The 25,539-nt window shown below is 67.8% G+C and carries 22 protein-coding genes; 7 read left to right on the top strand and 15 right to left on the bottom strand.

Translation table 11 applies throughout. The features are described 5' to 3' along the window. Nucleotides 1-216: 216 nt before the first annotated feature. Genes Q9K23_RS11140 through Q9K23_RS11125 form a run of 4 tightly spaced genes read right to left on the bottom strand, consistent with a single transcriptional unit; the run spans nucleotide 217 to nucleotide 5,170 of the window. Nucleotides 217-969: an MBL fold metallo-hydrolase gene (locus Q9K23_RS11140; protein WP_020791461.1), complete on the bottom strand. Its 753-nt coding sequence runs from the start codon at nucleotides 967-969 to the stop codon at nucleotides 217-219. 9 nt (nucleotides 970-978) lie between these two features. Continuing rightward, a complete protein-coding gene (locus Q9K23_RS11135; protein ID WP_020791464.1) occupies nucleotides 979-2,934 on the bottom strand; it encodes a galactan 5-O-arabinofuranosyltransferase in 1,956 nt (651 codons plus the stop codon). Nucleotides 2,935-2,938: 4 nt separating this feature from the next. After that, nucleotides 2,939-3,700, bottom strand: a complete 762-nt coding sequence (locus tag Q9K23_RS11130; protein ID WP_020791467.1) for a decaprenylphospho-beta-D-erythro-pentofuranosid-2-ulose 2-reductase — start codon at nucleotides 3,698-3,700, stop codon at nucleotides 2,939-2,941. Nucleotides 3,701-3,745: 45 nt separating this feature from the next. Then, nucleotides 3,746-5,170 (bottom strand): FAD-binding oxidoreductase, encoded by a 1,425-nt coding sequence (locus Q9K23_RS11125; RefSeq protein ID WP_020791465.1) that lies wholly within the window; start codon nucleotides 5,168-5,170, stop codon nucleotides 3,746-3,748. 229 nt (nucleotides 5,171-5,399) lie between these two features. Here Q9K23_RS11125 and Q9K23_RS11120 point away from each other — a divergent pair, with 229 nt between their 5' ends. Then, a complete protein-coding gene (locus Q9K23_RS11120) occupies nucleotides 5,400-6,800 on the top strand; it encodes a hypothetical protein (RefSeq protein ID WP_020791460.1) in 1,401 nt (466 codons plus the stop codon). Between the two features lie 136 nt (nucleotides 6,801-6,936). Here Q9K23_RS11120 and Q9K23_RS11115 read toward each other — a convergent pair whose 3' ends face one another. From Q9K23_RS11115 to Q9K23_RS11105, 3 genes are all read right to left on the bottom strand, one after another. Continuing rightward, nucleotides 6,937-8,556: an NAD(P)/FAD-dependent oxidoreductase gene (locus tag Q9K23_RS11115; RefSeq protein ID WP_020791462.1), complete on the bottom strand. Its 1,620-nt coding sequence runs from the start codon at nucleotides 8,554-8,556 to the stop codon at nucleotides 6,937-6,939. 41 nt (nucleotides 8,557-8,597) lie between these two features. Further along, a complete protein-coding gene (locus Q9K23_RS11110) occupies nucleotides 8,598-9,815 on the bottom strand; it encodes a lipase family protein (protein ID WP_020791463.1) in 1,218 nt (405 codons plus the stop codon). An 84-nt stretch (nucleotides 9,816-9,899) separates the two neighbouring features. Next, nucleotides 9,900-10,934 (bottom strand): S9 family peptidase, encoded by a 1,035-nt coding sequence (locus Q9K23_RS11105; protein ID WP_261978113.1) that lies wholly within the window; start codon nucleotides 10,932-10,934, stop codon nucleotides 9,900-9,902. 299 nt (nucleotides 10,935-11,233) lie between these two features. Between Q9K23_RS11105 and Q9K23_RS11100 the strand changes: the two genes are divergently transcribed. The 4 genes from Q9K23_RS11100 to Q9K23_RS11085 all read left to right on the top strand — a co-directional run bounded on the left by Q9K23_RS11100 (nucleotide 11,234) and on the right by Q9K23_RS11085 (nucleotide 15,941). Further along, complete coding sequence (locus Q9K23_RS11100) at nucleotides 11,234-12,064, top strand: aldo/keto reductase (protein ID WP_020792561.1); 831 nt, start codon at nucleotides 11,234-11,236, stop codon at nucleotides 12,062-12,064. A gap of 126 nt (nucleotides 12,065-12,190) precedes the next feature. After that, nucleotides 12,191-12,622 carry a GtrA family protein gene (locus Q9K23_RS11095; RefSeq protein WP_053778704.1) on the top strand — a complete coding sequence of 144 codons (432 nt, stop codon included), beginning with the start codon at nucleotides 12,191-12,193 and terminating at the stop codon, nucleotides 12,620-12,622. Between the two features lie 6 nt (nucleotides 12,623-12,628). After that, nucleotides 12,629-14,056, top strand: coding sequence for an NAD(P)/FAD-dependent oxidoreductase (locus Q9K23_RS11090; RefSeq protein ID WP_053778697.1), 1,428 nt, complete (start codon nucleotides 12,629-12,631; stop codon nucleotides 14,054-14,056). A 79-nt stretch (nucleotides 14,057-14,135) separates the two neighbouring features. Further along, entirely contained in the window at nucleotides 14,136-15,941 is a 1,806-nt protein-coding gene (locus tag Q9K23_RS11085; protein ID WP_261978114.1) for a glycosyltransferase, read from the top strand. An 850-nt stretch (nucleotides 15,942-16,791) separates the two neighbouring features. On the opposite strand, the gene Q9K23_RS11080 is transcribed toward Q9K23_RS11085, so the two are convergent. From Q9K23_RS11080 to Q9K23_RS11050, 7 genes are all read right to left on the bottom strand, one after another. Continuing rightward, a complete protein-coding gene (locus Q9K23_RS11080; protein WP_053778698.1) occupies nucleotides 16,792-17,670 on the bottom strand; it encodes a TIGR03619 family F420-dependent LLM class oxidoreductase in 879 nt (292 codons plus the stop codon). 93 nt (nucleotides 17,671-17,763) lie between these two features. Then, nucleotides 17,764-18,237, bottom strand: a complete 474-nt coding sequence (locus Q9K23_RS11075; protein ID WP_020792795.1) for a nuclear transport factor 2 family protein — start codon at nucleotides 18,235-18,237, stop codon at nucleotides 17,764-17,766. Continuing rightward, nucleotides 18,230-19,018, bottom strand: a complete 789-nt coding sequence (locus Q9K23_RS11070) for an SDR family oxidoreductase (RefSeq protein ID WP_020792796.1) — start codon at nucleotides 19,016-19,018, stop codon at nucleotides 18,230-18,232. Before Q9K23_RS11070 ends, Q9K23_RS11075 begins: the two co-directional genes overlap by 8 nt. A 68-nt stretch (nucleotides 19,019-19,086) precedes the next feature. Then, nucleotides 19,087-20,010 carry a glycosyltransferase family 2 protein gene (locus tag Q9K23_RS11065; RefSeq protein ID WP_053778699.1) on the bottom strand — a complete coding sequence of 308 codons (924 nt, stop codon included), beginning with the start codon at nucleotides 20,008-20,010 and terminating at the stop codon, nucleotides 19,087-19,089. After that, complete coding sequence (locus tag Q9K23_RS11060; protein ID WP_152972924.1) at nucleotides 20,007-20,825, bottom strand: ABC transporter ATP-binding protein; 819 nt, start codon at nucleotides 20,823-20,825, stop codon at nucleotides 20,007-20,009. Before Q9K23_RS11060 ends, Q9K23_RS11065 begins: the two co-directional genes overlap by 4 nt. 17 nt (nucleotides 20,826-20,842) lie before the next feature. Continuing rightward, complete coding sequence (locus tag Q9K23_RS11055; RefSeq protein WP_053778700.1) at nucleotides 20,843-21,709, bottom strand: ABC transporter permease; 867 nt, start codon at nucleotides 21,707-21,709, stop codon at nucleotides 20,843-20,845. Nucleotides 21,710-21,830: 121 nt separating this feature from the next. Beyond that, nucleotides 21,831-22,406 carry a bacterial proteasome activator family protein gene (locus Q9K23_RS11050; RefSeq protein ID WP_020790389.1) on the bottom strand — a complete coding sequence of 192 codons (576 nt, stop codon included), beginning with the start codon at nucleotides 22,404-22,406 and terminating at the stop codon, nucleotides 21,831-21,833. A gap of 120 nt (nucleotides 22,407-22,526) precedes the next feature. On the opposite strand from Q9K23_RS11050, the gene Q9K23_RS11045 reads away from it, so the two are divergent. Both Q9K23_RS11045 and Q9K23_RS11040 read left to right on the top strand, forming a co-directional pair. Next, nucleotides 22,527-23,723 carry an aminotransferase class V-fold PLP-dependent enzyme gene (locus tag Q9K23_RS11045; protein ID WP_053778701.1) on the top strand — a complete coding sequence of 399 codons (1,197 nt, stop codon included), beginning with the start codon at nucleotides 22,527-22,529 and terminating at the stop codon, nucleotides 23,721-23,723. Between the two features lie 98 nt (nucleotides 23,724-23,821). After that, entirely contained in the window at nucleotides 23,822-24,319 is a 498-nt protein-coding gene (locus Q9K23_RS11040; protein WP_020791626.1) for a MarR family transcriptional regulator, read from the top strand. 226 nt (nucleotides 24,320-24,545) lie between these two features. Here the strand turns inward: Q9K23_RS11040 and Q9K23_RS11035 are convergent, their stop codons facing one another. After that, nucleotides 24,546-25,520 carry an NAD(P)H-quinone oxidoreductase gene (locus Q9K23_RS11035; protein ID WP_053778702.1) on the bottom strand — a complete coding sequence of 325 codons (975 nt, stop codon included), beginning with the start codon at nucleotides 25,518-25,520 and terminating at the stop codon, nucleotides 24,546-24,548. Nucleotides 25,521-25,539 lie beyond the last annotated feature (19 nt).

Raw genomic sequence — 25,539 nt, 5'->3', positions numbered from 1 at the left:
GTCGGCTCAACCGTCAACGGAGCATGGCTGATTGAGCCGGGACCGAGCGTAGCGAGGACCCGTGTCGAAATCTCCGCAGCGTCCGTTGGGTGGTGTCCACTTTGGTGGTGGTCATGTTGGCGAGGTCGGCCGGCGGGGGTTTCGACTCGACTTGTCGCTGCGCTCCTCGCCGGCTCAACCACCAACGGAGAGTTGATGTTCGATCAGTAGTCGTGCTCAGCGGTTCAGCGCCGTGCGGGCCATCTCCGCAACCGAGCCGTCCACGCGTGGTCCATGCCCGGGGAACAGGACGGAGGCGTCGAGGCGGGTGAACTCCTCGATGGTGCGGCGAGCGGTGGGGACGTCGTGCTGGAACACATCAGGAAGGCACTGACACCCCGACACCGCCGAGATCGGATGGTCGCTGACCAACGCATCCCCCGACACCAAGACCTGACCGTCGGCGACGAGGTAGGCGCTGTGGCCGTCGGTATGACCGTGCGCGGCGACCGGTTTCGGTGCTCCGGGCAGGTCGAACGGGTCGGGGAAGGGCTGTGTGGCGTCGATCCCGGCATGACTCAGCACGCCGAGTGGGGTGACCATCGCCAGCCACCGCAGCACGCGGGGCCGGTAGGCGATCGCCGCGATGCCGGCCGGGGTGGCCTGCTGCAGGTAGTCGCGGCGGGCATGACCCACCTCGTCCGGATCGGCATACACCGGGAAACCATGCTGCTCCGCCAGTTTCGCGAGACCACCGAGATGGTCGACGTGCGCGTGGGTGAGCAGCGCCCCGCGGATGTCCGACGGTGATCCGCCGATCCGCCAGATCGACTCCACCACCGCGCCGGCCTGTCCGGGGTAGCCGCCGTCGATCAGGGTCAGACCCGAATCGTCCTGCAGGATCACCCAGTTCACCGCCGGTGTCGACACCAGATGTGCCGTCGACGACGCGCCGGTCACCGAACTGATCTCGAAATCGTTGCGGGACATGGAGAGCACCTACTTCCGGACTACCAGGACGAACGGGCCGACCTCGGTGACCTCGAACCGGGGGTCGTCGAACAACGTGCGGTCGAAGGTCACCGTGTAGCGCTTGACGTTCGGATCGTTGGGATAGACGTCCTCGGCCAGCCGCAGCGTGTATCCGTCGGCGGCATAGCGGAACAAGAACACATTCGGGGCCGGCCACGGCGAACGGTCGATCCGGCCGATCAGGTCGTCGGCACTGGTCGCCTCCGACCAGGCGGAGATGGTGGCGGCACGTTTGTCGAACTCGGCCAACGGGTTCGCATAATGCGAGGTGAGGCCCTGGAACCCCCAGAACGGGTAGATCGACAGGAAGCCGTAGTCGGCGGTGAGCACGATGTTCTCGGTGTCGGGCCGCCCGGTCTGCTGCTCGATCAGGTGCCGCAGTTGCGGATAGAACGATTCCGCACCGGCCGGCCGCTGGTCGGCACGCTCACCGTAGCCGTCGGTGTCGGTGTAGGCCGTGGTGATCTCGTGCGACAGGTATCCGGGGATGCCCTGGGCCAGGGTGATCGCGGCGGCGGTGGCCACCGCACCGATCACGAACCGGATGTCGCCGAATCTGCCCACCGCCCACCTCGACAGCTCGGCCACACCGAACACGCCTGCGGCGGCGAGGATCCCGACCAGGATGGGGTCGAGGCGGAAGCTCAGCAGGGTCGACCCGGTCGCCGTGCGGATCATCGACAGCAGGCAGAACAGGTAGATGCCGACCACCGCGATCCCGAACGCCAGGGCGATGGTGCGGGTGCGGAAGCGCAGCAGGATCCAGATCAGGCCGATCAAGGTGATCAGCCCGATCAGATTGGTCTGGAACATCGGAAGGGGCAGCAGGGCACCACGTTCGGGCAGGTAGTGTTCGGCGGTCCCACCGCTGGCCGGGGCGTTCCGCAGACGGTCGAGCACATACGGCGCCCACACCAGGGCCGCCACCACCATCGCGACCACGGCCATCACGACCAGCCGGACGAGGACGGCGAGGACCGCGCCGCGTCGGGTCTGCATCACGGTGTCGCCGGGTACCGCCTTGTTCCCGGCCCGCCGCCAGGCGTCGACGATCAGCACCAACGCCATGAGCACGGCAATACCGGCGAACAGGCCGGCATAGAGGGTGTAGAAGGTGGCACACAGACCCAACATCAGGCCGACCGCCACCACCGACACCCAACTCGTCCCCGCGGCGAGCGAAGCGGTCGGACCGTCGGCCAGGCGTGAGCGTCCGCGCAGCGCGTACAGCATCGGGATCAGCATCGGGATGCCGATCAGCACCAGCACCGCCGCATACGGTTCGGGGGAGGCGTACATCAGGGTGGTCACGGTGACCGCGAGCGCGATCGCCGCACCCCGGTCGCCGCCGACCATCCGGTTCCACAACACCACGGCGATCGCCGCGGCGATGGCGATGGTCAGGATCGCCCACGGCTTGTAGGCCTCCCAGGCGGGCATACCGGTGGCCTCGGCGTAACGCCCTCCCCACCAGAACCAGCCGGCCGGATAGTAGGGCGCCAGATCGATGTAGGTCATGTCCGCCAGTCGCGGACTCGACGTCAACCGGGTCAGGTACTCGGTGCGGAACTGCTGGTCCACCGACAACCCGAACAGGTACAGCCGGGTGGCACCCAGCGGCATCCCGAGGGTCACCGTGACCAGGCCGGCCACGCCGATCGTCGAACACAGTGTGGTGATCCAGCGACTGCGCCCGTACCGGTAGGCGATCGCTCCGACCAGCAGGAAGGCGATCGCGATGACCTGCCCGACGGTGGTCAGCGCACGCGTCACATTGGACGAGTTGAACGCCGGCCACTGGACGGTGTCGATCACCTTGACGCCGACGAGGCCGATGATCGCGGCGACGACGACGGCGGCGACGAGTTCGAGCAGCGTGGTCAGACGCGGATCGAGGCCGCGCCGGGTCACCGTGGAATTCACCTGATCACACCGGGAGCTTCCGGAACACCTTCCGCGGGATGTGCCGCAGCACCATCATGATGTAGCGGAACGTGCCGGGCACCCACACGATCTCCTTGTGCGCGTCGGCGGCGGCGACGGCCAGCCGGCCGACGTCCTCCTTGTTCACCGTCAGCGGGGCCTCGGCCACGTGCGCCGACAGCCGGGTGCGGACCTGGCCCGGGCGCACCACGAGGACACCGATGCCGTCGGCGGCCAGCGCCTCACCGAGACCGAGGTAGAAGCCGTCGAGGCCGGCCTTGGTGGAGCCGTACAGGAAGTTGGAACGCCGGACCCGTTCACCGGCAACCGAACTCATCGCGATGATCTGGCCGTGGCCCTGCTTGCGCAGCTTCTCGCCGAGCAGCACGCCGACACTCACCGCGGCGGTGTAGTTGATGGTCACCTCGGTGACGGCCTTGGCCTGGTCCTGCCACACGGCCTCGTCGTCGAACTGCACACCGGCGGCGACGATCGCGACGTCGATGTCGCCGTTGGCGAAGGCCTTTTCGATGACGGCCGGGTGGGTGTCGGGGGCCAGCGCGTCGAAGTCGATGACCTCGACGTCGGTGGCACCGGCCTGCTTGATGGTGGCAGAGGCGGCGTCGACGGCGGGATCACCGGGGACGGCGGCCAGCACCACGCGGGCCGGTCCGCGCTTGAGGTACTCGGCGGCGATGGCCAGGCCGATCTCGGAGCTGCCACCGAGGATGAGGATCGATTGCGGGGCGCCTACGGCGTTGAGCATGGGTGTCCTGTCTGTTCAGGGAGGAGAGTGGATTTCGGTTGCGCGTCAGGCGAGTTCGAGTCGGCGTGCCATGTCGGACATGAACACCCCGGTGGGGTCGATCTCGCGGCGCTTGGCGATCCAGGTGTCGATCTGCGGGTACATCTTGTGGAAGCTCGCCGCCGAGGTCCGCGAGTCCTTCGCGGTGTAGAGGCGTCCGCCCATCTCCATCACCCGCCGGTCGAGGTCGTTGAGGAACTCGGCCAGACCGCGCTTGACCGGGAAGTCCAGGCAGACGTTCCAGCCGGCGAACGGGAAGCTCAGCGGGGCCTTGTTGCCCTCGCCGAACAGTTTGATCACGTTGAGGAAGCTGACATTCCCCGACGCCTGGATGTCGATGATGAGCTGCTTGAACTCGGTCTCGTTGCCGGTCGGCACGATGAACTGGTACTGGGTGAATCCGCCGCCACGGCCGTAGGCGTTGTTCCACTCACCGATGATGTCGAGCATGTGGTAGAACTGCGCCAGATTCTTGATCTTGCCCTGCGAGTTGGAACCGATCCGGTAGTAGGCCTCGCCGACCAGCATGAAGTCGAGCTTGTTGGCCAGACCCCGCGGGAAGACGTTCGGCAGGCTGATCAGCGGCTTGTTGTTGAAGCTCAGCGGATCCTTCTGGTACTTCGCCGGCAGCTCGTCGAAGCTCGCGAGATCGCCACGGCTGAACGAACCACGGCCCAGCTTGGCGCCGCCGCTGATGGTGTCGAACCATCCCGAGGCGTACTCGTAGCCGTCCTCGTAGCGCTGCTCGAGGTGCAGGGCGATGGTCTCGTCGAGGTTGTCGGTGACGAACGAGTCGGCCAGGAAGAACGCCGACTCGGTGCGCTTCATCTGGATCTTGGCGCGCAGCACGATGCCGGTCAGGCCGATACCGGCGACGGTCGCCCAGAACAGCGAGCCGTCGGCGTCGTCAGGCGAACCCTCCGGCCGCAGGGTCAGGATCCGGCCGTCGGCGACGAGCAACTGCAGCTCGACGACGTGACTGCCGAAGCTGCCTGCGCTGTGGTGGTTCTTGCCGTGGATGTCGTGGGCGATCGCACCGCCGACGGTGACCTGCCGGGTTCCGGGCAGCACCGGCACCCACAGGCCGTGCGGCAGGGCGGCCATCATCAGCGCATCCAGCGACAGACCGGCGTCGACGTCGACGATGCCCGTCTCGTCGTCGATGGAGTGGATACGGGTCAGAGGCGTCATGTCGATCGTGAGGCCACCGGAGTTCTGCGCCGACTCGTTGTACGACCGGCCCAGGCCGCGGGCGATGACGCCGCGCTTGAGGTAGTCGGGCTTGTCGGCGTTGCTGTCGGCGACCCGCGCCACCGCGTCGGCGATGACCTCGGGGTACGGCGTGGAGAGCACGTGCCCTTCGATCGGGGTGGTGCGAGACCATCCCACGAGGGTGCGCGTGGTGATCGGCAAGAGCTCTTCTGTAGACATCGGCCAAGATCCTACCCGCCCGTAGCCACGGCGCCCGGGGGTTGACCAGGCGGGGGAGAGCCCGCTCACGCCCGAGTGGGTGTGGGCCGACGGCGGAATGTGCCTCGACCGAGGGAACTATCGGCGAATTGTCGGTACAGAACCGCGAATCCGACGCAGAGATGGGCGTCCGCTATTACTGTTTCGCGTGTTATGTGCGTCACATTCTTTCACTGATGAGGGAGCCGCCATGTCGACATCGATCGCCCGCAGGAACCGACGACGTGGGCGGCGCCGAGCCGCGGGAGTGCTGGTGGCCGCCGCGGCGACCACAGCGCTCGCCATCGGAGGAACCAACTCGGCCGCGCAGGCGGCCCTGGTGCCGACGGTTCCAGGGGCTTCGGCAGGATGTGATGCGGGGGACGCCGAGGTCCGGGGCGGTACGTTCCTGTTGTCGGAGGTGCTCGCGGACTGCACCGGGTCTTCTCCTTCGATCGTCGCGCAGATTGCCGACGGGCTCATCGGCGTATTCGCACCGGATCTGCCGGTGCGGTTGTCTACGTTCAACGGGGCGAACGCGACGACGGCACTCCCCGGTGTCGGTCCCTCGGCGTACGCCACGATCGAAGGCACCGGCTACGCCTCGGCTTTGGTCGCACTGGGCGGGTACGCCACCGCGAACGCTCAGAACCACGTCAGCGGTGCCATAGCGATCGCGGGCCTGGGCGGCATCAGCAACGCCGACGCCAACCTCTTGGGCCTGGCGTTGGCGCTCACCGCGGGGCCGGGGACCGCCAACGCCACTGCGTTGCCCGGCGGCATCGTCATCGTCGATGTGTTGGGTGATCTGATCCCGATCGGCGGGACCGTGACCGCGGAGGCGACCGCACTGGGTGGCATCGCGAGTGCCCTGTGGAATCCGATCGACGGCGGGCAGGCGATCTGCACCGCGGTGTACGCGACGGCGAGTGTGTCGCGAGGCGGAAACAACATCGACTCCTGCACGAGCGTGCTGTTCATCTTCCAGAAGTACCAGCACGGTGACGGTCCGGAGGTGTACGCGATCAAGAATCCGTTCTCGGTGGTGCTGGTGTCGCCGCTCTCGGATTCACTTGCCGGCTCCATCGCCGCGATCGCCGAAGCCCTGGGCATCCCCGAGGATGTCGCCGCTCTCCTTGCCGGACAGTTCATCCCGAAGTTCGACCAGGATCTGATCCGGGTGTCGTTCGGACCGGACGGACCCGACATCGGCACCGACCTGTTCTCCACGACGACGACCACGACGTCGGCCCGAGTGGCGAGTGCTCCGGTCGTCGCCGCTGCCGAGATCGCCTCCGCCGACGACGTCGTCGCCGACACCGGCGACGCGACGGTCGAGACCCCGACGGTCGAGACCCCGACGGTCGGCGATGCCGATGACACCACGCCGACCACCGAGCCCGACGCCACCGAGCCCGAGAGCACCGAGTCCGAGAGCACTGAGCCCGACGCCACCGAGTCCGAGGGCACGGAGCCCGAGGCCACCGAGCCCGAGGCGACGGATACGGAGACCACAGGCACGGGGACCACGGACACGGAGAGCACGGACACGGACAGCCCGGAAACCGAGGCCGGCGCGTCCGACAACAGCGAGCCGACCGAGGCGGAGTAACCGGCTTCCCGCGTACTGGACGTCCTTCCCGCTTGTCGGCTCCGGCGAGCGGGAAGGACGTCGGTACACCGGAACCCCGGGACCCGAGCTCAGCCAACCCGAGCTCAGCCCACCGCGATCTCAGTCCACCGCGATCTCAGCCCAGTGCCGCCATCGCGGCATTGCGGCCGGGGATGCCGCTGACGCCGCCACCGCGGCGGGCTCCGGCCCCGCACAACAGCAGTCGGGGGTGGCGGGTCTCGACACCCCAGGTGCCCACCTCGTCGTCGGTCTCGGCCCACGGCCACTGCAACGAGCGGTGGAAGATGTTGCCGCCCGGCAGGCCCAGGGTGGCCTCGAGATCGAGCGGGGTCTTGGCCTCCAGGCATGCGTTGCCGTGCACATCGGTCGCGATCACCGATGAGATGGGTTCGGCCAGAACCGAATCCACCGATCGTAGGGTGGCGTCGACGGCGTGCTGGACCGCGCCGGGCGCGGCGAACACCTCCGGCGGCAGATGCAACCCGAACAGGGTGAGCGTGTGTTTGCCGTCGAGTTCGGGGCCGAGGATGGTGCGGTCGGACAGGGTGTGGCAGTAGATCTCGCACGGCGGGACGTCGGGCACCTCGTCACGTCGCGCCTGTTCCCAGGCCGCCCGTAACTGGTCGTAGGACTCGTTGATGTGGACGGTCCCGGAGAACGCGGCCTCCGGTGCCACCGACCGGTCGCGCAGCCCGGGCAGCCGGTCGAGCAGCAGGTTGATCTTCAGCTGCGACCCCTGCGGCGCCGGTTCGGTGTCGATCGGGTCGTCGAGCATGGTGTTGAGCACGGCCGGCGCGCATGCGCCGTAGAGCATCGAGCCGCGGGCGGTCCCGATCCGCTGCCGGGTACCCCCGACAACGTATTCGACGGTGCCGTCGGCCGGGTCGACGCCGATCACCCGTGCGCCGGTGCGGATCTCGGCACCGGCAGACACCGCCGCCTGATAGAGCGCCCCCGACACCGCGCCCATCCCGCCGACCGGGACGTCCCAGTCGCCGGTTCCGCCGCCGATCAGGTGATACAGAAAACAGATGTTCTGCCGCAGGGATCGGTCGTGCAGGTCGGCAAAGGTGCCGATCAGCGCGTCGGTCGCGACGATCCCGCGGATCACGTCGTCGTCGAAGTACTTCTCGATCAGCTCGCCCAACGGCCGTTCGGTCAGCTGATCCCACAGCTCGGCGACACCCGGATCGCCGCTCGGATCGCCGCTCGGATCGCCGCTCGAATCAGCACCGACGACGAGTTCCCGGATCTGTTCGACGCCGCGCAACGGTTCGAGCATGCTGGGGAAGACGCGGCGCGCGATGGTGCCCATGCGGTCGTAGAACCGCTGCCACGCACCGAAATCGGCGTCCGAGCCGGTGACCGCACGGAATGCTGCGGCGGTGGCATCGGGGTCGGCGGTGTCGACGAGCAGGCCACGCGCCGGATCGCCGGGTACCGGGGTGTAGGAGGAGTGGCGGCGCCGGATCAGCGTGATGTCGAGGTCGAGGTCGAGGTCGGTGATGATCTGCCGTGGCAGCAACGACACCAGGTACGAATAGCGCGACAGCCGTGCCGGCATACCCGGGAAGGGCATCGCCGACACGGCTGCACCACCGACATGATCGGCCGCCTCCAGCACCAGAACAGAACGGCCTGCCCGCGCCAGATAGGTGGCGGCGGTCAGGCCGTTGTGTCCGGCACCGATGATGATGTCGTCGTGGGATTCCGGACCGATCCGTTCAGGAGTCATCGGCCCCAGAATCCCACGGACTCACCGGTGGGCGGGCGGGATCAGCGCATGATCTTCGCGAGCCACGGGGTGGAGTCGGGCATCGACGCCAGCACCGCACCCGAGTGATCCTCTTCGGGGTACACGTGCAGGGTGACCGGCTGGTTGTTCGCCTTCATCTGCGCGTACAGCGACAGCGCCGACGGTGCCGGCACATCGGCGTCCTTGAGGCCCTGGCCGAGGAAGATCGGCCGGTCGTAGCCCTTGTACGGCGTCTTCATGTACTCACGCAGGGCCGGAGCGGCACCCGGGATCGACATCAGCGGCTTGCTGAACCAGGTGTTCACCTCGTCGCCGCTGAGCTGCTGCTTGAGGATCGGGTAGCAGGTGGTGCGACCCTCTTCCAGACGCTGCAGACCCTTCTTGTTGAGCACCGAGGTGATCTTGAGGTCCGGGCGGGTCTCGTTGAAGCCGGCCAGGATGAACGCGGTGTAGGCGTTGAGGCTGCCGGGCAGGGCGAACGGCGGGACCTGCGGGCCCAGGTTCTGGTACAGGTACTCCAGGTTGGCAGGGATGCCGGTGGCGACCACGCCGCGGTAATCCAGACCCGATCCGCGGCTGAACTCGGTGGCATAGCGCGCGCCGTTGAGTGCGGCGGCCGCACCCTGCGACTGGCCGATGATGGCCCACTTCTTGCCCAGCGGCAGACCTGCCTGCTGCGAGGCGACGACGATGTCGACGATCGAATGTGCGGCGGCCTTGCCGTTCAGGTAGGCCATCAGGCCGGGGGTGCCCAGGCCGACGTAGTCGGCGGCGACGACGGCATAGCCCTGGTCCAGCCAGTGGCCGAGGTACTCCACGTCGCGGGCGCTGCGCGGGAACGCCGACGGGGTGCAGTCGTCGTTCATGCCGACGGTGCCGTGCGCCCACGAGATCACCGGCCAGCCACCGGCGGGTGCGGTGCCCTTGGGCACGAAGACCGCACCGGTGCTGGTGGCCTTCTTGTTGTGCTGGTCGAGGGTGGAGAACTGCACCCGGTAGGCCGAGCTCGCGGCGGGCAGGGTCAGCGGCTGCGCCAGCGGCACCTTGGCCATCAGCGTGCCGGGCTTCGCCGGAATGGCACCGGAGTACTCGGTGACGTCGAGGCCGGACCAGTTCGGGATGCCCACGACCACTTCGTCGTCGGCACGGGCGATCGGTGTCGCCACCGCCACGCCGAGCAAGAGCAGGAAGGGGATGACGAGCAGCCGGAACCGGCGACGTCGGGCTGTGTTGAACATGTGGCGAAGCTTAGAAACTTCTGTGGCAGATGTTAAGCCCGATCCGTGCCCGGTTCTGGTGTGATTCGTGCCCGGGGATCGCGGTCAGCGCATGATCTTCGCCAGCCACGGGGTGGAGTCGGGCATCGACTGCAGCACCGATCCCGCATGATCGGCGTCGGGGTAGACCTTCAGGGTGACCGGCTGGTCGTTGGCCTTCATCTGTGCGTACAACGACAGTGCCGACGGCGCGGGCACGTCGGCGTCGAGCAGGCCCTGGCCGAGGAAGATCGGACGGTCGTAGCCGCTGGACGGGGTCTGCATGTACTCGGTGAGTGCCGCCCGCGCATCGGGGATGTCGCTGACCGGCGCGGACAGGAACTGATCGAGCCGCACACCCTTCACCGCCGTCGCCATCTCCGCATTGCAGAGGGTGCGGGCATTGGCCACCAGTGCCCGCCCGGTGTGGGTGAGCACCCGCTCGGGGTGCAGATCGGGGCGGACGTCGGCGAATCCGGCGAAGATGTAGGCGGTGTAGGACGTGAGCGCCTCGGGTAGCGAGACCGGGACCGGTGGTGCCAGGGCCACGACCTGTTCGATGTTCGCGGGGGTGCCGGTGGCGACGACGCCGCGGTAGTCCAGTCCGCTGCCCGCCGACAACGTGGTGGCGGCATGGGCGGCGTTCAGGGCGGCCCCGGCCCCCTGTGAGTGCCCGACGATCGCCCATGTGCGCGACAGGGGTGCGTCGAGGTGCATCCGGTGGGCGGCGAGCACCGAGTGCACCACCGAGTTCGCCTCCACCTTGCCGTTCAGGTAGTCCATGATCCCCGGGGTGCCGAGTCCGACGTAGTCGGTGGACACGATCGCGTATCCCTGGTCGAGCCAGTGGTCGAGGTAGACCGGGTCGACGTCGCCGCGGGTATGCGCCGACGGTGTGCAGTCGTCGCCGAGCCCGGTGGTGCCGTGGGCCCACGCGATCACCGGATACCCGCCGGCGGGGGCGGGGGTACGGGGCAGGAACACCGCGCCGGTGCTCACCGCCGGCCGGTCGTGGGCGTCGCGGGTGGCATAGAGCACGCGGTAGGCGTGACCGGCCTTGGGCAGGCTCAGCGACTCGTCCAGCGGGACCTGGGCCAGCACCGTCCCCGGTGCGCCGATGGGGCCGGAGTACTCGCGGGCGTCGAGCCCCGACCAGATCGGGGCCGGTGTCGGGGGCGCCGTCGGCGCGTGCCGGGGTGTCGATGCCGACCAGCGTTCCGGTGACGGCCGCGGCGATCGCGGCAGCGGCGATGCGGTTCCGGATGGTGCGTGGTGCGCGCGAGTTCATATGTCCGACACTATCGTTAGGCACGCGAATGATATGCGTGGCGACGCGAACAGAAGACTGTGGGATATCCGTTTTCGGGCGGAGATGTGGTAGGGCCCACTATTCTTGACGCGTGCAGATCCCGACGGTCGACCTCACATCCGGTCAGGCCTTGCCCCTGGTCGGCCTGGGGACCTTCGACATGTTGGGAATGCCTTGTGCGCAAGCTGTTTCACATGCGATCCGGGTCGGATACCGGCTGCTCGACACCGCGTCGAGATATGCCAACGAACGCAGCGTGGGAATCGGGATCGAAGAATCCGGCATCGACCGCGCCGACATGATCGTGCAGACCAAGCTCGGCGGCGGCGATCACGGATTCGACGAGGCGATCAACGCCGCGAAAGACAGCGCCCGCCGGCTCGGGGTGTCCTACATCGACGTCTATCTGATCCACTGGCCGTGCCCGAGTCTGGGCCGCATGGTGGATTCGTGGAATGCCCTGCTGACGCTGGCCGACGAGGGGTTCATCCGGACACCGGGGGTGTCGAACTTCAAAGTCCATCACCTGCAGGCGCTCTACGACGCCACCGGCCGCTGGCCCGCGATCAACCAGATCCAGTGCTCACCGGCGCTGGCGCGGTGCGAAGTCCGGGAATTCATGGAGGCCAATGGGATTCATGCACAGGCCTGGCATCCCACCGGTCGCAAGGAAGCCATGCTCGGTGACGCCGAGATCATCCGGCTGGCACGCAAATACGGCAAATCGCCCACCCAGATCGCGTTGCGGTGGGCGGTGCAGCAGGGGATCGGTGTGGTGCCGAAGTCCTCGCACAAGGGACGCCAGCGCGAGAACATCGACCTGTTCGACTTCACCTTCGACGCCGACGACATGGCGGCCCTGGAGAGCCTCGATCGCGGGGAGCAGGCGGCCCGTGACTCCGACGTCGAAGAGGAGTTCTGACGGCACCGGGATCGCCGAAGGCATCGGGTCGACTAGGGTGGCAGGGTGTCTGACCCAGGCCACGAGCACGATCCCGCGGATCCCGTCGTCCACCATCATGAGGACTACGCCCACCGGCATGCCCCGATGCCGGTGGAGTTGCCCCTCGACGACGAGGAGGCATCGACCGACGTCGACCTGAAGACCCAGCTGATCCGGTTCGTCATCACCGGTGCCGGGTCGGCGGTTCTCGACTTCGGCCTGACCATCCTGTTGCAGTACGCGCTCGGCGCACCCTATGCCCTGTCCAAGGCGCTGGGCTTCCTGCTGGGCACCACCGTCGCCTACCTGATCAACCGGCGCTGGACCTTCCGCGCCGAGCCGAGCACCGCACGTTTCATCGCGGTGATCGTGCTGTACGCGGTGACCTTCGCGGTGAACGTCGGGCTCTACGCGTGGCTCTCGTCGCTGTGGGAGGACGGCCTGCTCTACAGCGCGATCGCGTTCGTGATCGCGCAGGGCGCCGCCACCGTGATCAACTTCGTCGTCCAGCGTGCGGTCATCTTCCGTATCCGGTGACCGGCCGTGACCGCGCGGGCGGTGGTGGTCGGGTCGGGGCCCAACGGGCTGTCGGCGGCCGTCCGGCTGGCCCAGGCCGGGGTGTCGGTACAGGTGATCGAGGGTTCCGACGAGATCGGCGGTGCCACCGGAACCGGTGAACTGTCGGTTCCCGGTGTCCGCCACGACCACTGCTCGGCCGTCCACCCGCTGGGGGTCGCCTCGCCCTACCTCGCCACGCTGCCCCTCGAACGGCACGGCCTGCGGTGGCGGTGGCCCGAGATCGACTGTGCCCACCCGCTCGACGACGGCACCGCCGGGCTGCTCCACCGCGACCTCGACACCACCGTCGCCGGTCTCGGCGCCGACGGCCGACGCTGGCGTGCCCTCGTCGGGCCGCTGACCGACCGGTTCGACGCCATCGCCGCCGACATCCTCGGTCCGGTCCTGCGCGTTCCCCGGCATCCGTTCGCCACGGCCCGATTCGGGGTCCGGGCACTCGCCCCGGCGAGCACCCTCGCCCGGACGCTGCGCACCCCTCAGGCCCGCGCCCTGCTGATCGGGATGGCCGCCCACGGCTTCACCCGGCTCGACCGGCCGGGATCGGCGGCGGTCGCGATGATGCTCGTCGCGGCCGGACACCGCAGTGGCTGGCCGGTCGCCGAGGGCGGATCGTCGGCGATCACCGCGGCGATGGCCGGCCTGCTGACCGAACTCGGCGGCACCATCACCACCGGCGTGCACATCCGGCGCCGCACCGATCTGCCCGACGCCGACCTGGTGCTGCTCGACGTGATGCCCCCGGCGGCGGCGGAGATCCTCGGGGCCGAGCAGCCCCGGCGGATCGGACGCGCCTATCGGCGTCGGCGGTCGGTGGGGGCGGCCTACAAGGTCGACTATGTGATCGACGGCGAGGTGGGTTGGACGGCAACCGATTGCGCGCGGGCCGGAACCGTCCACCTCGGCGGTTCGGCGGCCGAGATCGTCGAGGCCGAACGTCAGGTGGTCTCCGGGGTGATGCCGGAGCGGCCGTTCGTGCTGATCGGGCAGCAGTGGCTGGCCGATCCGGGCCGGGCCGCGGGACGGTTGCGCCCGCTGTGGGCGTATGCCCATGTTCCCGCGGGGTACCCCGGAGACGTCACCGATGCCGTGACTGCCCAGATTGACCGATTTGCACCAGGTTTCGCCGATCGCGTGGTAGCGGCGCATGTGACCACGCCGCAGGAATCACAGCGCCGCAATCCCAATCACGTCGACGGTGACATCGGAGGTGGCCCCAATGATCTCCGGAACTTGATCGGACGACCCAGGTTGTCGATGAACCCTTATGCCACTGGGGTTTCCGGGGTGTACCTGTGTTCGTCGGCCACTCCTCCGGGTGGTGGTGTGCACGGGATGTGCGGTGTCCACGCGGCGCAGGCGGCGCTGCGCTACCTCGCATCGGGGTCGCGGTGAGTTAGTCTCGTGGCGAGACGGGGAAGCCAGATGAGATCCCGCACGACAGGTGAGGCCCTGCATGCAGCACGAGCATCGGATGACCGTTCAACGAACACTGTTCGCCGGACCCGATCCCCGGGTGGTCCCGGGCATGTACGTCGACGCCGATCTCGCCCGAATCCGGCCCGAACGCACCGCACTACGGCTCGAACCCGGTGCCGTGGTGAGCACCAACACCTACTTCGGCAGGTTCGCCGCGAGCTACTGGCAGCGCTACACCGCCGTCACCGACGTCCGGCTGACCCTGCACCACGCGTGTGGGCCGCAGACGCTGCTACGGCTCGACGTGGTGGCCTCCGATGCGAGCGGTCGGCGCCGTCCGCTGCAGACCCGGGAGATCACCGGTCAGGGCGAGGTGAGTGTGGATCTCGAGATCCGTCGCTTCGTCGACGGTGGCGGGATCTGGTTCGAGCTGACCGCGATCGGCGGGGGCGCACAGATCTCCGAGGTCACCTGGTCGGTGCCCGCGCCGGAACGGGACCGGCGGATCTCGGTGGTGATGTGCACATACGACCGTCCCGCGGAGGCGATCTCGACCCTGCTGACCCTCGGCGGTGACGCCGCGGCCGCCGACCTGATCGACGCGGTCCACGTCGTCGACCAGGGGACCCGACGCGTCGAAGACCACGACGAGTTCCATCGCGTGAAGAGTCTGCTGGGCGATCGGCTCCACTACGTCACGCAGCCGAATCTCGGTGGGGCGGGCGGCTTCAATCGCGGCATCCGCGAACTGACCCGCTCCGGCGAGTGCAGCACCGACATCGTCGTCATGGACGACGACATCCTGTGCGAACCCGAGTCGGTGATCCGGTTGTCGGCGATGTCGGCCAACGCCACCCGCCCGATCCTGGTGGGTTCACAGATGCTGTTGCTGTCGGAGACCTACCGGGTGCACATGACCGGCGAATGGGAGGCGCTCGACGAGCTGAAGGCCGGACGTCCCAGCGCCAACGGCAGGAACGGGCTCGACGCGCTGACCGATCAGCAGGACGTCCGCACCGACGCCGGCTGGAACGGGTGGTGGTCTTGTCTGCTGCCGGCCGAGGCGGTGGCAGCCGTGGGGCTGTCGTTGCCGTTGTTCTTCCAGTGGGACGACATCGAGTTCGGCATCCGCGCCCGCAAGGCCGGTTTCCCCACCGTCACACTGCCGAATGCCGGTGTGTGGCATGCCGATTTCCACCTGAAGGACTACAACGACTGGACGCGCTACTTCAGCTGGCGCAACGCGATGATCGTGTCGGCGATCCACGGCCGGTTCGATCCGAAGCAGATCAGTGGGGTGGTCGCCCGCGAGATCACCCAGCACATCGTCTCGATGCAGTACGGCCTGGCCGAGACCTTCCTGCTCGCGGTGCGTGACTTCATCAGCGGGCCATCGGTGCTGCACGACGGCGGGCAGGCCAAGCTCGGTGAGCTGGCCCGGCTGCGGGCCGACTACCCCGACACCGTCCGCGTGGACGCCGCGACCGGACTCGCCGCCGATCCGCCGATCGTGGTGAAAGGTCCGGATCCGCAGCGGGATAGGCTGGATCAGGTGCTGGCCAAGCGGGTGGTCAAACAATATCTGGGCCGGCTCGCCCCGGGTCGCGTCGCGATCTCCGCCCACGACAATCGCTGGTGGCATGTCGGCCTGTTCGCCGAGGCCGTCGTCACCGACTCCTCCCAGACCGGTGTCCGAATCCGACGCCGGGACAAGGGTATCGCCGTCCGGCAGGCCCGTGAGCTGGCGCGCCTGTGCCTGGAGCTGCGGCGCCGGGGTCCCGAGCTGGCCGAGATGTGGCGGTCGGCGGTCCCGGAGCTCACCGGCCCCGACAACTGGCAACGCCTGTTCGACGGAGAGTGACAACCTAATACGGTGGTTGAGCCGGGACCGAGCGTAGCGAGGACCCGTGTCGAAACCTCGGTAGGGCACTTCGGGTGGTGACCACCTCGAAGTGCACGGTGCCCTCGCTACGCTCCTCGTCGGATCAACCATCCATGGTGGCAACCCAATTCGGTGGTTGAGCCGGGACCGAGCGTAGCGGGGACCCGTGTCGAAACCTGGTGAGTCGACGGTGTTGGTGACGATCTCGAGCCTGGTGGTTGTGTTCCGAATTCGGGCGGCGGAGGTTTCGACTCGTCTCGTCGCTTCGCTCCTCGTCGGCTCAACCATCCATGGTGGCAACCTAATACGGTGGTTGAGCCGGGACCGAGCGTAGCGGGGACCCGTGTCGAAACCTGGTGAGTCGACGGTGTTGGTGACGATCTCGAGCCTGGTGGTTGTGTTCCGAATTCGGGCGGCGGAGGTTTCGACTCGTCTCGTCGCTTCGCTCCTCGTCGGCTCAACCATCCATGGTGGCAACCTAATACGGTGGTTGAGCCGGGACCGAGCGTAGCGGGGACCCGTGTCGAAACCTGGTGAGTCGACGGTGTTGGTGACGATCTCGAGCCTGGTGGTTGTGTTCCGAATTCGGGCGGCGGAGGTTTCGACTCGTCTCGTCGCTTCGCTCCTCGTCGGCTCAACCATCCATGGTGGCAACCTAATACGGTGGTTGAGCCGGGACCGAGCGTAGCGAGGACCCGTGTCGAAACCTCGGTAGGTCACCTCCGATGGTGACCACCTCGAACTAAACGGTGCCCTCGCTACGCTCCTCGTCGGATCAACCATCGACGGCAGCAGCACTATTCGTTGATTGATCCAGGACGGAGAATCGCTATCGGTTCACCTTCGCGATGACGTTGTCGGCGTACCAGTTGAGGTGGTCGATCTTCTTCTGCAGCGGTTCGGTGTCCTGCCCGATGATGTAGGGCACTCGGAATCCGACGATCACGTCGGTGATCCCCTTGTCCTCCAGCCGCTTGCATCCGTCGACGGTGTAGGCGTCGAGCGAGATGACATGGATCTCGAACGGGTCGTCGGCCTTGCCCTCGGCCTTGCGGATGGCCGCGATCCGGTCGAGCAGGGCGTCGAGTTCCTCGGCGGGACCGCCGCCGTGCATCCAGCCGTCACCGCGGATCACCGCGCGGCGCAGTGCGGCGTCGGCGTGCCCGCCGACGAGCAGCGGCACCGGCTCGGTGGGTGCCGGGGTCATCTTGACCTTCGGGATGTCGTAGAACTCGCCGTGGAACTCGAAGTACTCGCCGGTGGTGAGTCCGCGGAAGATGTCCATGCACTCGTCCATGCGCTTGCCGCGGCGGGCGAAGTCCACCCCCATGACGTCGTAGTCCTCGGGCCACGGGCTGGTGCCCACACCCAGGGCCAGCCGGTTGCCGGTCAGGTATGCCACCGACGCGGCCTGCTTGGCGACCAGGGCCGGCGGGCGTACCGGAAGCTTCAGCACGAATGGGGTGAACCGGATCGACGAGGTCACCGCACCGAGTGCGGCGGCCTGGATGAAGGTCTCGATGAACGCCTTGTCCTCGAGGAACTCGCGGTTGCCGTCGGGTGTGTACGGATAGGTGGCATCCGACTCCTCCGGGTAGGCGAGTGAATCGGGGATGGTGAACCCGGCGAATCCGGCCTTCTCGGCGGCCTGCGCGAGTGGCGCATAGTAGGCGGGATCGGTCATGGCCTCGGCGAAGGTGAACCGCACGATATGCCTCCTCGGGTGGGCGGGACGACTACCACGCTAGAACACGTTCTAGTCGAAGGAATGGGGTTTGTCCGGATCGGTCGGAGTGAATCGTCAGGCGAGGGCCGGGCCGGGGGTGAGATGGAATCGCAGACCGCCGAGGTTCATCGTCGCCTCGTAGGTGCGGTCGTAGGCGGTGGCAGCGATCCGCCAGCCGTCGGCGGTGCGCCGGTAGGTGTCGCGATAGAACGCCGCACCGATCAGCATGAAATCCATCTCCGACACGATCACCCGGTCCTGCAGATACCACTCGCCGGTCGCGGTGTCGCCGTCTACGACGATGACCGGATGGGTCACCCGATGTTCGGTGATGACCGACGGCCCGAGGGTCTGGCGCATGTAGGCCACCAGGTCGGCGCGATTGTCGAAGGCGAGCGGTGTGCCGTCGACGGTGGAGCCGTATGCGGCGGTGACGTCGTCGGCGAGGGTGGCGGCGAAATCGTCCCAGTGTTTGGTGTCCAGGCCGCGCAGATACCGGTACTTGAGGCGTTCGATCGCGGTGCGGTCGGCACCGGCGGGATCAGACATCGGGGATCTCCAACTCGAAGTTGGGGGCGACGAGTCCGCCGTCGGGTTCGAGCAGCTTGCCGGTCAGATATGCCCCGGCGGGAGACGCGAGATACAGTGCGGCAGTGGCGATGTCCTCGGGTTCGCCGAGACGGCGCAGCGGGGTCTTCTGTTCGATCGCCGAGCGAAGGTTCTCGTCGGCGGCCACCACCTCCAGCGCCGAGGTGACGATGGATCCGGGTGCGATGGCGTTCACCCGGATGTGGGGATTGAGGTCGAGTGCGGCCAGTCGGGTGTAGTGCACCAGCGCGGCCTTGACCGTCCCGTAGGTGGCGAATCCGCGGCCGGAGAGGTGCCCCACGGCCGAGGCGATGTTGATGATCGATCCGCCGCCCGGTGCCTGCCTCAGATGCGGAACTGCCGCCAGTGTCAACGAATGTGCGGTCAGGACGTTGAAATCGAATGCTCGCGCAAGGTCTTTCGTGCGCGTGCGCATCAGCGGCGACGGATAGGCGCCGCCCACATTGTTGACGACTATGTCGAGACGACCGAACTCCTCGATGGTCGGTGCGACGAGATCGCCGGGTTCGGTGGCCGCCAGATCGGCGGGGACGACCAGGGCGCGGCGCCCGACTGAGCGGACCTGCTCGGCGACCGATTCGAGCTCGTCGACATTGCGGGCCGAGAGCACGACGTCGGCACCGGCCTCGGCGAAGGCGGTCGCGATGGTGGCACCGATACCCCGTCCGGCACCGGTGACGACGGCAACCCTGTCGTCGAGGCGGAAGCGGTCAAGAATCACGTTCGCAACTCTAAATTAGAACGTGTTCTACCGTCAATCGGTGGCGGTGAATGCCGATTCCGGCGCATTCACGGTCGGACGAAATGCTCTTTTCGTCCCAGTCGTTGCAGGCGCAGCCATTCGCGGAAACCGTCGACGTCGCGCTGCTGGACGAGGAAATACCACCCGAACCGCGCGTACTCCTGCGGCAGCAGTCTGCGCATACCCGGCTGGCTCATCAGGTAGCCGCGATTGCGGTAGGTGAAGAACCGTTTGGTCGCGTTGTCGGGGTACTGGGTGTGCATCCGCCCGCCGAGGATCGGCCGGAACTCGTCGGAGCCGTACGGATGCAGATACGCCGTCGTCAGGCAGGTTCCGAATGCCAGACCCGACCGCTGCAGCCGGCGGTGCATCTCCACCTCGTCGCCGCGGAAGAACAGCCGCAGGTCCGGGACGCCGATCATCTCGAGGGCCTCGGCGCGGAACAGTGCGCCGTTGAACAGCGATGCGATGTCGGGCAGCAGGTCGTCGCCGCTGTCGGCACCGTTCTCGAACAGTTCCGAACGCTTGCGGCGCCACACCAGTCCGCGTCGCAGCGGGAAGGCGAGGGTGTCGGGGTCGTCGATGTTGGCGACCACCGGCGACACCTCCGACAACTCGTGGCGCCGGGCGCAGTCGAGCAGGGTGGCGAGTACCTCGGGGCCCTCCGGGCGGCCGTCGTCGTCGGCGCACCACACCCAGTTCGCGCCCAGTGCCAGTGCGTGCAGCATGCCGAGGGCGAATCCGCCGGCCCCGCCGAGATTGCGTTTCGATCCGAGGTAGGTGGTCGGAACCGGTTGTGCGGCAACCAGGTCGGCCACCTGCTGTTCGTCGGCGTTGTCGACGACGACGATGTGGTCGACCGGGCGTGACTGCTCGGACACCACGGCCAGTGAGGCCTTCAGCAACTCGGCGCGGCGATGGGTCACCACCACCGCGACCACGGTCTCGGAGGTGCTGTGCGGCACGCTCATTCGGCGGATTCCTGTCGAGCCATCCCGGCGATCACCTCGCGGACGTGTGCGGCGGCGTCCGGGCCCTCGTAGGCGCCGACCACCTCCTCGATCCCGCCGTCCATCCGGATCTCGCCGTGGTCGACCCACAGGGCACGGTCACACAGCTGGGCGAGGAACTCGTTGGAGTGGCTGGCGAAGACCAGGATGCCCGACCGCTCGACGAGTGCGGCCAGTCGCGCGCGGGCCTTCTTCATGAACTCGGCGTCCACCGCGCCGATCCCCTCGTCGAGGATCAGGATCTCCGGATCGATGCTGGTCACCACGCCCAGCGCCAGACGCACCCGCATGCCGGTGGAGTAGGTGCGCAACGGCATCTGCAGGTAGTCGCCGAGTTCGGAGAACTCTGCGATCTCGTCGATCTTCTTGAGCATCTCCTTGCGGCTCATGCCCAGGAACATGCCGCGGATGATGATGTTCTCGTAGCCGGAGATCTCCGGGTCCATGCCCACGCCGAGGTCGAAGACCGGTGCCACCCGGCCGGTCACCTGGCAGGCGCCACGGGTGGGCTCGTAGATCCCCGACAGCAACCGCAGCAGCGTCGACTTGCCGGCGCCGTTGTGGCCGACCAGGCCGATGCGGTCGCCGTGCTCGAGATGCAGGTCGATGTTCTTGAGCGCCTCGACGACGACCACGTTGGAGGAGTTGGAGCCGATCACGCCACCGGCGGCCCCGATCACCGATTTCTTCAGCGAGCGGGTCTTGGCGTCGAAGATGGGGAAGTCGACGCAGGCGCCCCACGTGTCGACGCGGACCGAGCTGTTCATGCTGGTCATGCTCATCTGTGTCTCTCTCACACCCAGTAGGCCACGCGGGCCCGGTAGTTGCGCATCACCAGGATCGCCATCAGCCAGCCGACGGCGGTGCAGGCCAGCACGATCAGCCAGTGGTAGAAGGCCACCGACTGCCCCAGCAGCGGGCCGCGGGTGATCTCCAGGTAGTGATACATCGGGTTGAGCTCGACCAGCTTGAGCCGCTCGGACTGCTCGCCGGTCTGCCGGCCGAGGCTGTCGGTGGTCCAGATGATCGGGGTCATGAAGAACACCAGCTGCACCGCGGTGGTCAGCAGCTGACCGATGTCGCGGAATCGGGTCGACAGGATGCCGAACACGATGGTCACCCAGATGCCGTTGAGCACGAACAGCGCGATCGCCGGGATGACCAGCACCACGGTCCAGTTCAGCGGCTGCGGGAAGACGATCAGGATCACCAGGTAGATGACGATGTTGTGGGCGAAGATGATCAGCTGCCGCCACGAGTTGCGATACACGTGCACGCTCACCGGTGCGGGCAGCTGTTTGATCAGGCCCTCGTTCTTGGAGAACACCTCCGCGCCGTCGAGGATCGAGTTCTGGATGAAGTTCCAGAAGATGAACCCGAGCGTCACGTACGGCAAGAAGGTCTTGATGTCCATGTGGAACAGCTCGCCGTAGAGCAGGCCCATCGCGACGGCGGTGACGCCGGTGGCGATGGTGATCCACAGCGGACCGAGCACCGAGCGCCGGTACCGCTGCTTGATGTCCTGCCAGCCGAGATGCAGCCACAGCTCGCGGGACCGCAGGCCGGCCGCCATGTCGCTGAATGCCCGACGCAGGCTCCGCGACTGAATCCCCGGCGGGGGCGGCGGGATGATCCGCTGGTCGTTCACTTCCGCTGACACGAGCCCCCACAATACTTGCCGGTCAGAACTGCGCCGCCGCCGACCGAGGGAACCGGGCGGACACCGGCGCGCAAGCCGGGGCCGCTGCCGCGCGGGTCGTCGGCGACGGCGCAGACGATGGTCAGAGGTACTGCCCGGTGTTGCCGTGCCCGCCGACCGGCGGCGTCATCCCCGGTGGGAGCGCACCCTGACGCATCTGTTCGAGCTGTGCGCGGGCCGCCATCTGCTGGGCGAACAGCGCGGTCTGGATGCCGTGGAACAGGCCCTCCAGCCAGCCGACCAGCTGTGCCTGCGCGATCCGCAACTCGGCGTCGGACGGGGTGGCGTCGTCGGTGAACGGCAGTGCGAGGCGTTCGAGTTCTTCCCGCAGTTCCGGGGCGAGGCCGTCCTCGAGTTCCCGGATCGACGACTGGTGGATCGCCCGGAGACGGTTGCGGCTCGCATCGTCGAGCGGAGCCGCCCGGACCTCCTCGAGGAGCTGCTTGATCATGGTGCCGATCCGCATCACCTTGGCCGGCTGCTCCACCATGTCGGCGACGCTGTGGCCTTCGTCGGAGTTCTCGGCGGCCGCGGTGGCACCGAGCGGGGCACTCGCGCCGACGAGGACGACGCGGTCGTCGGGGGAGCCGTGCTCGCCGTCGGGATCGGGGTTGCCGAACGGGTTGTCGGGGTTGGCGTCGATGACCATGCGCTCCATTGTGCCAATCGTGACCGACGGCGGGGCGGGCCGACGGCGCCCGGGTGGGCGTGCCGGGGTCGGGGCGCGGGGCGGGCGATCCCGGGCGGTACGGGACCGGCCGGCGTCTATCGTGTTCGCATGGCGTTCGACGTCGCGCATGTCCGTGGACTCTTCCCCTCGCTCGGCGACGGTTGGATCCACCTCGACCCGCAGGCCGGCATGCTCATCCCGGACTCGGTGGCCAGCGCCGTGTCCACCGGGTTCCGCCAGCTCGTCGCGGCTCCCGGCGGACGGTATCCGGCCGCGGAGGCCACCGCCGAGGCACTCGACGGTGCTCGCCGGGCCCTGGCCGACCTCACCGCGACCTCCCCGGGGGCAGTGGTGCTCGGGCCGTCGCGCAGCGTGCTGCTGTGGACCCTGGCCGAGGCGATCAACCCCAACACCTGGCTGACCGGGAACGTGGTGGTCAGCCGCGCCGACGACGAACCGAACATCGTGCCGTGGGTGCGGGCGGTGGGCCGGGTGGGCGGCCGGGTGCGGTGGGCCGAGATCGACGTGGAGACCGGTGAGCTGCCCACCTGGCAGTACGACGACCTGATCGACGAGCAGACGGCGGTGGTGGCGGTGCCGCTCGCGTCGTCGACGATGGGCACGCTGACCGACGTGTCGGAGATCGCCCGGCGTACCCGCGAGGTGGGGGCGCTGCTGGTGGTCGATGCGTCGAGTGCCGCCCCGTATGTGCCGCTCGACGCCGCCGAACTCGGTGCCGACGTGCTGGTGGTGTCGGCGGAGAACTGGGGTGGGCCGCGGATGTCGGCGCTGGCCTTCGCCGACCCGCACACCCTCGACCGACTGGCCACGCTGTCCTCCGATCCGCGGACCACCGGGCCCGCACGGCTGGAGGTGGGTGAGCACCAGGGGGCGCTGCTGGCCGGGGTGGTCGCGTCGGTGGAGCATCTCGCCGGGCTCGATCCGGATGCGCTGGGCAAACGCCGACGCCGGCTGGTCACCGCGCTCGACGGGGTCGGGGAGTACCTGCAACGGCTCGGCTACTACCTGACCACCACTCTCGACCAGCTCAATCACGTCTCGGTGATCGGTGGCGGAGACCGGCGGATCCCGCTGGTCAGCTTCGCCGTCGACGGGGTCGGTGCCGACACCGTGGTGCGTCGCCTCGCCGACAACGGGATCTGTGCGCTCGCCGACCGTCCGAGCCGCGCCTTGGCCCGGATGGGGGCCGACGACTTCGGCGGAGCGGTCACCATCGGTCTCGGCCCGTATTCGGCGCCGTACGAGGTCGACCACCTGGTCCGCACCCTCGGGTCACTTGCCTGACGGGTGGAAGGTAGCTTGCCTGACGGGTGGAAGATTGTCGTCTCTCCGATGGACGCCCGATTGGGCTGAGGTCGGGGACCTGAACTATGTTGAGGAAAGTGAACACTGGGAAGTCAGATGCGGGGAGCGACGACCTACCGGCGGCAGAAGGGCGCGATCAACGCCTGGGTGCAGACCAGCTGAAGGTCTGGCACACCTTCGTCGACGGTGGGTGGGCACTGATGGCCCAGGTGCAAGCGCACTTCGGGGCGCAGGGTGTGGTGGCCACCGACATGCGGTTGCTGGAGATCATCGCCGAACGTGAGTCGGCCGGGATCAGTGAACTCGCCACCGCCATGCATGCCGGGTTGAGCACTGTGTCCCGGGTGGTCAGCCGCCTCCTCGACGAAGGGCTGCTCGATCGGGTGCCGTCGCACGTCGACGCCCGCCACCGGCTCGTGCGGATCACCGAGGCCGGCCGGGCCGAACTCGACCGGCAGCTGGTCCTGCGCGACCAGGTCATCCGACGCTGCGTCGTCGACGCGCTCAGTGAAGACGAGTACCGGCAGATCGGCGACATCTTCGCCAAGGTCCGCGACGCCTGCGTGGAACCCTAACCGGGCGCCCAACCGCGTTGACCGGGTACCCGATCTCGTTGGCCGGGCTCCCGATCCCGTTGACTGGGCACCCGATCCCGTTGACCGGGCGCCCAATCCCGTTGACTGGGCGCCCGATCCCGTTGACTGGGCGCCCAATCCCGTTGACTGGGCGCCCAATCCCGTTGACCGGGCGCCTAACCGTGTTGACTGGGCGCTCGATCGCGTTGACCGGGTACCGATCTCGTCAGTCGGCCACCCGCAGCAGGATCTTGCCGACCGCATCGCCGCTCGTCAGCCGCGAATGCGCCTGATCGGCGTCGGCGAGATCGAAGACGCCGTCGACGACGGGCCGGATCTTTCCTGCCTCGATCAGTGGCCAGGTGACCTCGCGGGTTCGGGAGACGATGTGGCCCTTGCCATCCGCGCCGTCGACCGGACGGGCGCGCAGCGTGGTGCCGATCACCGATGCGCGCTTGTTCATCAGCGTCGCGATCGACAACTCGGCCTTGGTGCCGCCCTGCATCCCGATGATCACCAGACGTCCACCGGTGGCGAGCGCGGACACGTTCTGCGCCAGATACTTTGCGCCGATGATGTCGAGGATGACGTCGGCGCCACCGTGCTCGAGCACCACCTCCGCGAAATCCTCTGCGGTGTAGTCGATCAGGATGTCGGCGCCGAATCCCGCACAACGCTCGAGCTTGTCCCGGGTGCGGGCGGTGACCGCCACCCGTGCGCCCAGGGCGTGTGCCAATTGAGTTGCATGCGTACCGATTCCGCTGGAACCTCCGTGGATCAGCAGGAGTTCGTCGGACTGCAGGTGTGCCGCCTCGACGAGATTCGACACCACTGTGCAGGCAACCTCGGGCAGGGCCGCGGCATCGCGTAGGGACACCCCGGCCGGTACCGGTAGTACCTGTGGTGCGGGGACGACGACGCGTTCAGCGTAGCCGCCGCCGGCAAGAAGGGCGCAGACCTCGTCGTCGACGGCCCAGCCGTCCACACCCTCACCGATCGCCGAGATCCGTCCCGACACCTCCAGGCCCAGGGTGTCCGGCGCACCCGGCGGCGGCGGATAGTGCCCGGCACGCTGCAGCAGATCGGCACGGTTCACCCCCGCGGCGACGACGTCGATCACCACCTCGCCGGGGCCGACGACGGGGTCGGGGATGGTGGAGATCGACAACTCACCGGACGGGGACACTGTGATCGCGCGCATGTGCCGATCGTGGCACATC

This window comes from Gordonia sp. NB41Y (genome assembly GCF_030718915.1).
Taxonomy (GTDB): domain Bacteria; phylum Actinomycetota; class Actinomycetes; order Mycobacteriales; family Mycobacteriaceae; genus Gordonia; species Gordonia desulfuricans.
Note: the sequence above shows the minus strand (reverse complement) of the source record. Positions and strands in the feature narration are given on the sequence as shown.

Excerpts from the sequence above, each read along its gene's own strand:
- Q9K23_RS11120 (WP_020791460.1), top strand. The coding sequence starts at position 5,400 with ATGTCGACATCGATCGCCCGCAGGAACCGACGACGTGGGCGGCGCCGA.
- Q9K23_RS11125 (WP_020791465.1), bottom strand. The coding sequence starts at position 5,170 with ATGTCTACAGAAGAGCTCTTGCCGATCACCACGCGCACCCTCGTGGGA.
- Q9K23_RS11045 (WP_053778701.1), top strand. The coding sequence starts at position 22,527 with ATGGCGTTCGACGTCGCGCATGTCCGTGGACTCTTCCCCTCGCTCGGC.
- Q9K23_RS11140 (WP_020791461.1), bottom strand. The coding sequence starts at position 969 with ATGTCCCGCAACGATTTCGAGATCAGTTCGGTGACCGGCGCGTCGTCG.
- Q9K23_RS11065 (WP_053778699.1), bottom strand. The coding sequence starts at position 20,010 with ATGAGCGTGCCGCACAGCACCTCCGAGACCGTGGTCGCGGTGGTGGTG.
- Q9K23_RS11060 (WP_152972924.1), bottom strand. The coding sequence starts at position 20,825 with ATGACCAGCATGAACAGCTCGGTCCGCGTCGACACGTGGGGCGCCTGC.
- Q9K23_RS11110 (WP_020791463.1), bottom strand. The coding sequence starts at position 9,815 with ATGTTCAACACAGCCCGACGTCGCCGGTTCCGGCTGCTCGTCATCCCC.
- Q9K23_RS11075 (WP_020792795.1), bottom strand. The coding sequence starts at position 18,237 with ATGTCTGATCCCGCCGGTGCCGACCGCACCGCGATCGAACGCCTCAAG.
- Q9K23_RS11050 (WP_020790389.1), bottom strand. The coding sequence starts at position 22,406 with ATGGAGCGCATGGTCATCGACGCCAACCCCGACAACCCGTTCGGCAAC.
- Q9K23_RS11115 (WP_020791462.1), bottom strand. The coding sequence starts at position 8,556 with ATGACTCCTGAACGGATCGGTCCGGAATCCCACGACGACATCATCATC.
- Q9K23_RS11035 (WP_053778702.1), bottom strand. The coding sequence starts at position 25,520 with ATGCGCGCGATCACAGTGTCCCCGTCCGGTGAGTTGTCGATCTCCACC.
- Q9K23_RS11095 (WP_053778704.1), top strand. The coding sequence starts at position 12,191 with ATGCCGGTGGAGTTGCCCCTCGACGACGAGGAGGCATCGACCGACGTC.
- Q9K23_RS11085 (WP_261978114.1), top strand. The coding sequence starts at position 14,136 with ATGACCGTTCAACGAACACTGTTCGCCGGACCCGATCCCCGGGTGGTC.
- Q9K23_RS11130 (WP_020791467.1), bottom strand. The coding sequence starts at position 3,700 with ATGCTCAACGCCGTAGGCGCCCCGCAATCGATCCTCATCCTCGGTGGC.